The 9,032-nt window shown below is 65.8% G+C and carries 7 protein-coding genes; 2 read left to right on the forward strand and 5 right to left on the reverse strand.

The features are described from left to right. Positions 1 to 182: 182 nt before the first annotated feature. Entirely contained in the window at positions 183 to 1,226 is a 1,044-nt protein-coding gene (locus H926_RS25020) for a glycoside hydrolase family 5 protein (RefSeq protein ID WP_237740955.1), read from the forward strand. Between the two features lie 44 nt (positions 1,227 to 1,270). On the opposite strand, the gene H926_RS0101320 is transcribed toward H926_RS25020, so the two are convergent. From H926_RS0101320 to H926_RS0101335, 4 genes are read right to left on the reverse strand one after another with little or no spacing between them, the layout of a single operon-like run. Beyond that, on the reverse strand, positions 1,271 to 2,683 hold the full coding sequence (locus H926_RS0101320) for a sugar porter family MFS transporter (RefSeq protein ID WP_022674696.1): 1,413 nt from the start codon (positions 2,681 to 2,683) through the stop codon (positions 1,271 to 1,273). A gap of 23 nt (positions 2,684 to 2,706) precedes the next feature. After that, positions 2,707 to 3,621 (reverse strand): SMP-30/gluconolactonase/LRE family protein, encoded by a 915-nt coding sequence (locus H926_RS0101325; protein WP_022674697.1) that lies wholly within the window; start codon positions 3,619 to 3,621, stop codon positions 2,707 to 2,709. Further along, positions 3,612 to 4,406: an SDR family NAD(P)-dependent oxidoreductase gene (locus H926_RS0101330; protein WP_022674698.1), complete on the reverse strand. Its 795-nt coding sequence runs from the start codon at positions 4,404 to 4,406 to the stop codon at positions 3,612 to 3,614. Before H926_RS0101330 ends, H926_RS0101325 begins: the two co-directional genes overlap by 10 nt. Next, positions 4,403 to 5,533, reverse strand: coding sequence for a fumarylacetoacetate hydrolase family protein (locus tag H926_RS0101335; protein ID WP_022674699.1), 1,131 nt, complete (start codon positions 5,531 to 5,533; stop codon positions 4,403 to 4,405). Before H926_RS0101335 ends, H926_RS0101330 begins: the two co-directional genes overlap by 4 nt. A 156-nt stretch (positions 5,534 to 5,689) precedes the next feature. Between H926_RS0101335 and H926_RS25025 the strand changes: the two genes are divergently transcribed. Next, positions 5,690 to 7,414, forward strand: a complete 1,725-nt coding sequence (locus H926_RS25025; RefSeq protein WP_022674700.1) for a DUF5597 domain-containing protein — start codon at positions 5,690 to 5,692, stop codon at positions 7,412 to 7,414. Between the two features lie 30 nt (positions 7,415 to 7,444). Here H926_RS25025 and H926_RS25030 read toward each other — a convergent pair whose 3' ends face one another. Continuing rightward, positions 7,445 to 9,031, reverse strand: a complete 1,587-nt coding sequence (locus H926_RS25030; protein ID WP_022674701.1) for an alpha-L-fucosidase — start codon at positions 9,029 to 9,031, stop codon at positions 7,445 to 7,447. Between the last annotated feature and the right edge of the window lies 1 nt (position 9,032).

Genomic DNA, 9,032 nt, shown 5'->3' on the forward strand with positions numbered 1-9,032 from the left:
GCGGTATCGCTATTAACATAACCTTTATTATGGAGCTGGCGGCACAGGCTATGTCATGTGGCACTGGCCTGACTTTGCCACATAATCCTTTGCCGTCACAGACTTGGCACGCCATAGCTGGCATTGCACACCCGCCGACCGGCCACGTGGCCGCTGTCCGGCGATGATGGAGGCGAATGACCATGCCTGCAATGCCTCGCTTTCCTGCGCCGATGCGCCAGGCTCTCGCCACGCTGCTGCTCGCCGGTGCCGCGCTTGCGCCGCACACCGCCATGGCGCGCAAGCCGGCCAGCTTGCCGATGGCCACCTGCATCAACCTGGGCAACCACCTGGACATGGCCCATGGCGGGGAAATTCAGCACAATCGCCTCGGCCCGGCCGATTTCGCGCGGATCAAGGCAGCCGGGTTTGATACGGTGCGCCTGCCGGTCAACTGGTCGAGCCACAGCCTGGCAACGCCGCCCTATACGATTGATCCGGCGTGGTTCGCCCGGGTGGACCAGGTGGTGGATGGCGCCCTGCATGCCGGGCTCAAAGTCATTCTCAACAGCCACAATTTCGAGGCGATCAACACCGATCCGGTTGGCGCCCAACCGTGGTTTACTGCCGTCTGGAAGCAGATCGCCGATCACTATGCCAGCCGCCCGCGCCAGACGCTGTGGTTCGAGATCGAGAACGAACCTAAGGACGCGCTAGACAATGCCAATCTTGTCACCACGTTTGCGCCGGCGCTGGCGGCCATTCGCCGCCACAATCCCAATCGCCCGGTGATCATCGGCGGCGAGAAATGGAGCAATATCACCTCGCTCGCCACGCTGAACCTGCCCGATGATCCGCAGGTCTGGCCCACGTTCCACTATTACGAACCCTTTGCCTTCACCCACCAGGGCGCCACCTGGGTGTCGCCCTCCCCGCCGCTGGGCCGGACGTATGGCACGCCGGCCGATCTGGCGCGGCTGCCCGTGGATGTGCAGCGGATCAAGGCCTATGTCGCGCGCACCGGCAAGATCCCGCTGATGGGCGAAACCGGTGCGTTCGAATCCATTCCCACAGACCAGCGCATCGCCTATTACCGCAGCGTTTTCAAAACGTTCCGCCCGTTGTGCGTGCCGATCTGCGTCTGGGCCTATACCAACACATTTCCGTTCTTCGATTCCCACAAGGGGCAGTGGATTCCCGGCCTGCGCGGCGCGATCGGTCTGCCGGAAACCAGCCCCAAGCGCTGACCGGGCCTGCTCCACATGGCGGAAACAGGCCCGGTACGCGGCAATCAGCCCTGCATCTGTTCGAGCGTCACGCCCTTGGTTTCGTTGACCATGGCGCGCACGAAGAAGAACGACACGGCCGCCGCCGCCGCATAGAACGAATAGGTGACCGCCAGGCCCGGCGAGACGACCAGCGCGGGGAAGCTGACCGAAATCGCCGCATTGGCGATCCACTGGGCAAAGCCCGAGACGGCCAGGCCCGAACCGCGGATCTGGTTGGGGAACATTTCACCGAGCATGACCCACATGATCGGGCCCCAGCTCATGTTGAAGAACACGACATAGGCATTGGCGGCCAGCAGTGCGATCACGCCATTGTTGCCCGGCAGCGACACCGCGCCACCGGCGCCATGCACCGCCGTCGAAAACGCCCAGGCAACGATCCCCAGCGTCACCGCCATGCCGGCCGAGCCGGTGAGCAGCAGCGGCTTGCGCCCGATGCGATCGACCAGCAGCAGCGTGGCGAGGCAGCCCGCGATGGACACCACGCCCGAAATGATGTTGGTTTGCAGCGCATAGCTTTCGGAAAAGCCCACGGCCTGCCACAGCGTGGCGCCATAATAGAACACCACGTTGATGCCGACCAGTTGCTGGAACACGGCGAGGCCGATCCCCGTCCACACGATCGGACGGATGCGCCCGGTGGCGCGGTCGATCAGGTCGGAAAGCTTGGGACGGTGGTGGTCTGCTGCCAGGCTCTGGCGGATTTCGGCAACGGTGCGGGTGGCACTGGCGGCACCGAGCAGGCGGGCGAGCACGGCATGCGCGCCAGCGTCATCGCCCTTGGCCACGAGATAGCGCGGGCTTTCCGGAATGCCCATGAGCGCGAGGAAATAGATCGCCGCCGGCAGCGCCTGCAGCCAGAACATCCAGCGCCACGCCGGCTGCCCGGCCCACAGGATTGCCGTGGATTCTCCCGCAACATGCGCCAGGATATAGTTGACGATAAAGGCGCCGGTCAGCCCGGTGATGATCATCACCTGCTGCACGCTCGACAGGCGCCCGCGCACGTTGGCCGGCACCACTTCTGAAATATAGACTGGCGAAATCACGCTGGCCGCGCCCACGCCCAGCCCGCCGATCACCCGTGCGACGATGAAGATGAGCGAAGAGCCGGCAGCGCCAGCGAGGATCGCGCTGGCCAGAAACAGCACCGCCGCCAGCTTCATCACCCCGCGCCGGCCGATCTGGTCGGCCAGGCGCCCGGCCCCGAATGCGCCGATCGAAGAGCCGACGAGAATGGCGCCGACATTGACACCGATGCCCACCTTGCCCAGTTCGAACGCAGCCTCAAGGCCCTTTTGCGTGCCGTTGATCACCCCGGAATCATAGCCGAACATGAAGCCGCCGATCGTGGCCACCGCCACGATGGCGCCGATCAGGCGCATGTTGACCGCGCTTGGTGCCAAATCGTTCATCCTGTCCTCTCCCATATGTCTTTTTATACCCGCGCGAGATGGGCCGGTAAGCCGGCCACCCCGGGATCGAAGGCGAAGAGCGCACCCGCCAATGGCTGGGCCGCGCGCTCTGCCGTGCTCAGGCCCTTGGTTGCCGTGGTGGCATAGGCGGTGCGCAAATCCGGACCACCGAACGCAACCTTGGTCACGTTGGCCACGGGAAATGGCACGACGCCGATCAATTTTCCCGCCGGGTCGTAGCGGCGCACGGCCCAACCGGCGAAGAGGCCAACCCACAGGCAGCCTTGCGCGTCCACCACCGGTCCATCCGGATAGCCGGCGCCGTCCTCGATTTGCGCAAACAGGCGGGTGCCGGTCACACGCCCGTCGTGCACCATGCTCGCCCAGATGCGCCGGCCCAGCGTATCGTGGTGGTAGAGCGTGTGCCCATCGGGCGAGAAGGCGGGCCCATTGGTGATCGAAACCGGCGGCAGCCCGCTATCAATGCAGCCATCTTGATCGAGGCGATAGATCCGCCCGCTTTCGTCGGTTTCGGCATCGTCCATCGAGCCCAGCCAAACCGCGCCATCGGCCGCGACCGTGGCATCGTTGAGGCGGTTGCCCGGCAGATGCGCCTCGGGCGCGCAGAGCAGGGTAAAAATGCCGCTTGCCGGATCGAAGCGGTGCACGCCGGTTTGCAAGCCGGCCAGCAGCGTGCCATCGGCGCAGGGCAACACCCAGCCCACTTGCGCGGGCGCCGGCCACGTGGCGGTTTCACCGCTTGCCGGGACAATGCGATGGATCGCCGGCGCCTTGATATCGACGAACCACAGCGCGCCTTCGTGCGCGGCCCATACCGGGCCTTCACCCAGCGTGGCCGCCAGTGGCCACACCGCCTGCGGCGTCGCCCCGGCGATGACCGGGACATGGGCCGGAACGTGCGCTGCGCTCAACGCCATCCGGCGTCGACCCAGTATTCGTGCCCGGTGATCAGGCGCGCATCGTCAGAGGCGAGGAACAGCGCCAGCGCGGCCACATCGGCCGGCATCAGCCGCCCATCAAGGCATTGCGAAGCCACGATCTCGGCCTCACCCTCGGGCGTGTACCACTGTTCCTGGCGCGGAGTCTTGACGTTGCCGGGAATGATCGCGGTCACGCGGATGTTGTCGCGGCCCAGCTCGCGCGCCAGGCCACGGGTCAATCCCTCGATCGCGGCTTTCGCCGTCTGGTAGATCACCAGATCGGGCAGGCCCAGGTGCCAGCTGATCGACCCGAGGTTGATCACGGCACCGCCACCGGCGCGCTTCATCGCCGGCACGGCGGCCTGGGTGACGAAGAACTGGTGCTTGAGGTTCACCGCCATCCGCTCGTCCCAATAGGCGGGCGAAACCTCGTCCACGGCATGGCGATCATCGTTGGCGGCGTTGTTGATCACCACGTCGATCCCGCCCAACTGCGCCTCTACCTGCGCCATCATCGCGGCGATCGCATCGGCATCGCGCAAGTCGCAGGGCAGGAACAGCGGCGCGGGCGCGGCGCTGTTGCCCAGCCGCGCCGCCACGGCCTCGCCCTGCTCTTGGGCGATGTCGCAGAACGCGACATGAGCGCCCTGGGCCACGAAGGCTTCCACCAGGCCTTCCCCGATGCCGCTGCTGCCACCGCTGATGAATACGCGCTTGCCGGCCAGGCTGGGATAGATCGCGCGGTGGGATGCACCGTTGAGCGCGCCATTGGCGCCGCTCATGCCGCGCGCCCCAGCAGGCCGCGCTGCGCCAGGTTGGCATAAAACGCGGTGATGCCCATGGTCCAGGGCGCGGCCTGCGGACAGGTGACCACGGTATTGACCAGCTTGCCCAGGCGCGGGGTGGCGATCGTCACCACATCGCCCACCTTGTGGGTAAAGCCGCGGCCGGGATCGTCGCGATCCTGCACCGGGGCAAACAGCGTGCCCAGGAACAGGCAGAAACCATCGGGATAGTGATGTTCGCTCAAGGTCTGGCGCACCAGGTCGAGCGGATCGCGGCTGATCTGGTTCATGCTGGAATGGCCTTCCAGGCGATAGCCATCGGTGCCTTCGATCAGCAGGTCCACCTCGGCCTGGCGCACATCGTCGAGCGTGAAGCCATCATCGAACAGGCGGACCAGCGGCCCGAGCGAGCACGAGGCGTTGTTATCCTTGGCCTTGCCCAGCAACAGCGCGCTGCGCCCTTCGATATCGCGCAGGTTCACGTCGTTGCCCAGCGTGGCACCCACCACCGTGCCGGCAGCATTGACCAGCAGGACCACTTCGGGTTCGGGATTGTTCCAGGTCGAATCGCTGCGCACGCCGATTTCGGCAAGCGGGCCAACGGTCGCCAGCACCGGCGCCTTGGTAAACACCTCGGCATAGGGCCCGATCGCCACTTCCAGGTATTGCGACCAAAGGCCATCCTCGATCAGCAGCGCCTTGAGCGCCTCTGCCTCGGCCGAACCGGGCACGACCGAGCGGATCGAGCCACCAACGCGGTCTTCGATGCGGGCGCGGATTTCCTGCGCCTTGCCAGCATCGCCCCGCGCGCGTTCCTCGATCACGCGTTCCAGGGTGGAGGTGGCGAAAGTTACCCCGCAGGCTTTCACGCACTGCAGGTCGATCGGGCTGAGCAGCGGCAGCGCCAGCGAATCGAGCCGGCCGAGCGCGACCCCGGCGCTGGCGTCGAGCGGCAGCATGTCGACGAGCTGGGCAACGGTGGGCGCCACGCCGGCCATGTCATAGGCCACGCCCTGCTCCACCAGAATCGGGCTTGGCCCGGCCGCGGTTTCCACCCGCCCGAGGAATCGCCCGGATTCCCAGTCTGCCGGCAGCAGCGCTGCGATGGATGACACCCCGTCCATTTCCTTCTCCCCAACCCTCGGGCAATCGTTGACAAATTCTGATAGCGCTACCATCATGCAATGCGGCTCGCTGTCAAGTGGTTTTGAATTGGCACGGCAAAGAACACGGCCGGTCCGCCCTGGGCCAGAGCCGAACTTACCAACAGGGAGAAGACGATGCTTGGTGTTGTGCCCAACAGCCAAACGGAAATTCGGCCTCGCCGGCGCGCGGCCAAGACCCTGATCGCGGCCCTGGCCAGCCTGATGGCGCCGATGGCGGCGCAGGCGCAAGGCGCTGCTTCGCCGACCGCCGCCCCCCTTCCCCGCATAGAGCGCACCGCGAAGGGCGCGATGCTGATGGTCGATGGCGCGCCGTTCCTGATGCTGGGCGCCCAAGCCAACAATTCCAGCAACTATCCCGAGCCGCTCAAGAAAGTATGGCCCACGATCGATGCCATGGGCGCCAACACACTGGAAATCCCGGTCGCCTGGGAGCAGATCGAGCCGCGCGAGGGGCAGTTCGACTTTTCCTGGGTCGATCATGTCGTGGGGGAGGCGCGCAAGCATGACAAGCGCCTGATCCTGCTGTGGTTTGCCACGTGGAAGAACACCGCGCCGGCCTATGCCCCGGAATGGGTCAAGCTCGATCCCAAGCGCTTTCCCCATATGCTCACGGCCAAGGGCGATGTGCACTATGCGATGAGCCCGCTGGGCAGCGAAACGCTCAAGGCCGATACCCGCGCCTTTGCCGCACTGATGCACCACATCGCCCAGATCGACCCGCAGAACACCGTCATCATGATGCAGGTGGAAAACGAGGTCGGCAGCTATGGCAACGTGCGCGACTTTTCGCCGATGGCGCAAAAGCTGTTTGCCGGCCCGGCGCCGCAGGCGCTGCTCAAACACTATGGCAAGCCGGCCGGGCAGACCTGGGCCCAGGCCTTTGGCAGCGACGCCGACGAATATTTCCAGGCGTGGTATGTCGCCAGCTATCTCAATACCGTGGCCAAGGCCGGCAAGGCGGAAAAGAACCTGCCGATGTATGCCAATGCCGCGCTCGCATCGGCATTTGGCCGACAGAGCGCGACGACCTATTCCAGCGGCGGCCCGGTGCACCACGTGATCGATATCTACAAGGTGGCTGCGCCCGCGCTCGATCTGGTGGCGCCCGATATCTACAACCGCGATGAAAAGGCGGTGCACGCCTATCTCGATCTCTATGGCCGGCCAGACAACCCGTTGATGGTCCCCGAAATCGGCAACGACGCGGAATATGCGCGCTTTTTCTGGGACGCGCTGGGCAAGGGCACGATCGGCTATTCCCCGTTCGGGATGGACCAGACCGGCTATTACAACTTTCCGCTGGGCGCCAAGGGGATCGACGACACGATCAACGGCTTTGCCCGGATCTATCACCTGTTTGCCCCGATGCAGGCGGTCTGGGCCAAGGCGGCGGCGCAAGGACAGGTGCACGCGGCCAGCGAACCGGCCGATCCGGCGGCGGGCCACAAGCGCGAACTGCTGATTGGCCGCTACAAGGCGACGCTGGGCTTTGGCCAGGATGCGTTCGGCTTCGATCCGCCGCGCGGCAATCCGCATCCCACCGGCGGCGCGGCCATTGCCCAGCTTGGCCCGGATGAATTCCTCATCACTGGGTTCGACACGCGGGTCACGCTCAATCTCGCCACGCCCGCGCCCGGCGAAACGCTCACTCTGCTGCGTGCCGAGGAAGGGCATTACGCCCCGGACGGCAAGGGCGGGCAGGTCTGGGTGTTCGATCGGGTGTGGAACGGTGATCAGATCGACTATGGCTTCAACTTCACCAGCATCGGCCAGGTGCTCAAGGTCCGCTATGCGCGGATGAAAGGCACCGGCGTGATCGCAGCCGGCGCCGAGCATTGAGGCAGGCGGCCGGCCACAGACGTTGATGCGTCAGATCAGGCCGGCCCCGTCCAACTGCACCACGGGCACCATGCCGCCTTCCGGGCGCGGCGGCAGGGTCAGGACCAGGCCATCGGCATCCTGGCGGAACGGCACCGGCCCGCCGCCGAGCAGGCGCGCAGAGGCCACTTGGCCCGCCTGCTGGCCCAGCGACGCGATCCGTACCGGCGCATCGGGCCATTCCAGCATCGCGGCAAACAGCGCGCCGTGCTTGGTGGTAAAGCGGATATCCTGCGCGGTGAATGGGCCAGACTTGCCCTCTGCCATGATGCCGGTGTCCAGCTTGGTTGGCCCTTCGCCATAGCGCCGCCACGGGCGGCTGCCATGGATCATGGCATCGCCGTGCACCGCCATCCAGGCGGTGATCCCGTCCAGGATCTTGCTCTCTTCGGCATCATAGGTGCCATCGCCGCGCAGCGGAATCGACAGCAGCAGGTTGCCGTTCTTGGATACCACATCGACCAGGCGCTGGATCACCTGATGGGCCGGCACATAGGATTTCTGCGCGAACCGGTCGCGGTTGTAATGCCAATCGCCGATGCAGGTGCAGGTCTGCCATGGGCGCGGGCGGATATCGGCGGCAAAGCCGCGCTCCACGTCTTCGACCACGGCGCGCTGCTGGTAATCGCTCAGCCGCTTGGCCGTCAGCACCACGTCGGGGCTGCCGTGCCAGGCAGTGGCCTGGTTGTAGAAATGCGCGGCGGCTTCCAGGCCATAGTGATCGAACGGCAGGCCGTAATCGTCGAAATAGACCACGTCGGGGCGGTAGCGCTCCACCAGGTTCTTTTGCCGCGCCAGCCAGCGCGCGGCAAAGGCCGGGTTGCGCGGCGGCACGGTTTCCAGCCACTGCCCATCGTTGGCCTGGTGCCACTTGTCCATCGCGGCATCGCTGGTGATGCCATCGGGCGGGGCCATGTTCGGGCCGGTGTAGAGCGCCTGGGGATCGAGGCCCTGCCACCAGGTGCCCTGCCCGTGCTCGCGGCGCAGGTGCCAGGCGTCATAGCGCTGCCCGGCATGGGGCCCTTGCGCATCATAGCCATAGGCGGTCTGCCACCAGTGCCAGGCATGGCTGGCATGGTTCGACACGCCGAACTTGAGGCCCGCCCCGCGCGCCGCCTTTTCCCAGCCGGCGATCAGATCGCGCTTTGGCCCCACGCGCGTGCTGTTCCAGCCATGATGATCGCTGGTGAACAGGTCCAGGTTGTCATGGTGGCAGGCCATCGCCATGAAATAGCGCGCACCCGCCGCCTTGTAGCGTTGCACCAGGAAATCGGGATCCCAATGCTCACCGCGCCAATCGCCGATCACGTCGATGAAGCCGTGCGCCGTGGGATGGCCGTAGGTGGCAACCTGATGCTGGTAAGCCGGGGTGCCGGGAATATACATCGAGCGGCCATACCAGTCGCCACGCTCGGGCTGGCACTGCGGGCCCCAGTGCGCCCAGATGCCAAAGCGCGCCTCCCTGAACCACGCCGGCACCTGATAACCGGCGGCCAGAGACTGCCAGTCGGGCGCCAGGGTGCCTGGCCGGGCAGGATGGCCGCCCGCAGCAACGCGCGCCTGGCCCGCGCCACCCACG

Origin of the sequence: Novosphingobium sp. B-7 (genome assembly GCF_000410615.1) — a bacterium.
Classification (GTDB): domain Bacteria; phylum Pseudomonadota; class Alphaproteobacteria; order Sphingomonadales; family Sphingomonadaceae; genus Novosphingobium; species Novosphingobium capsulatum.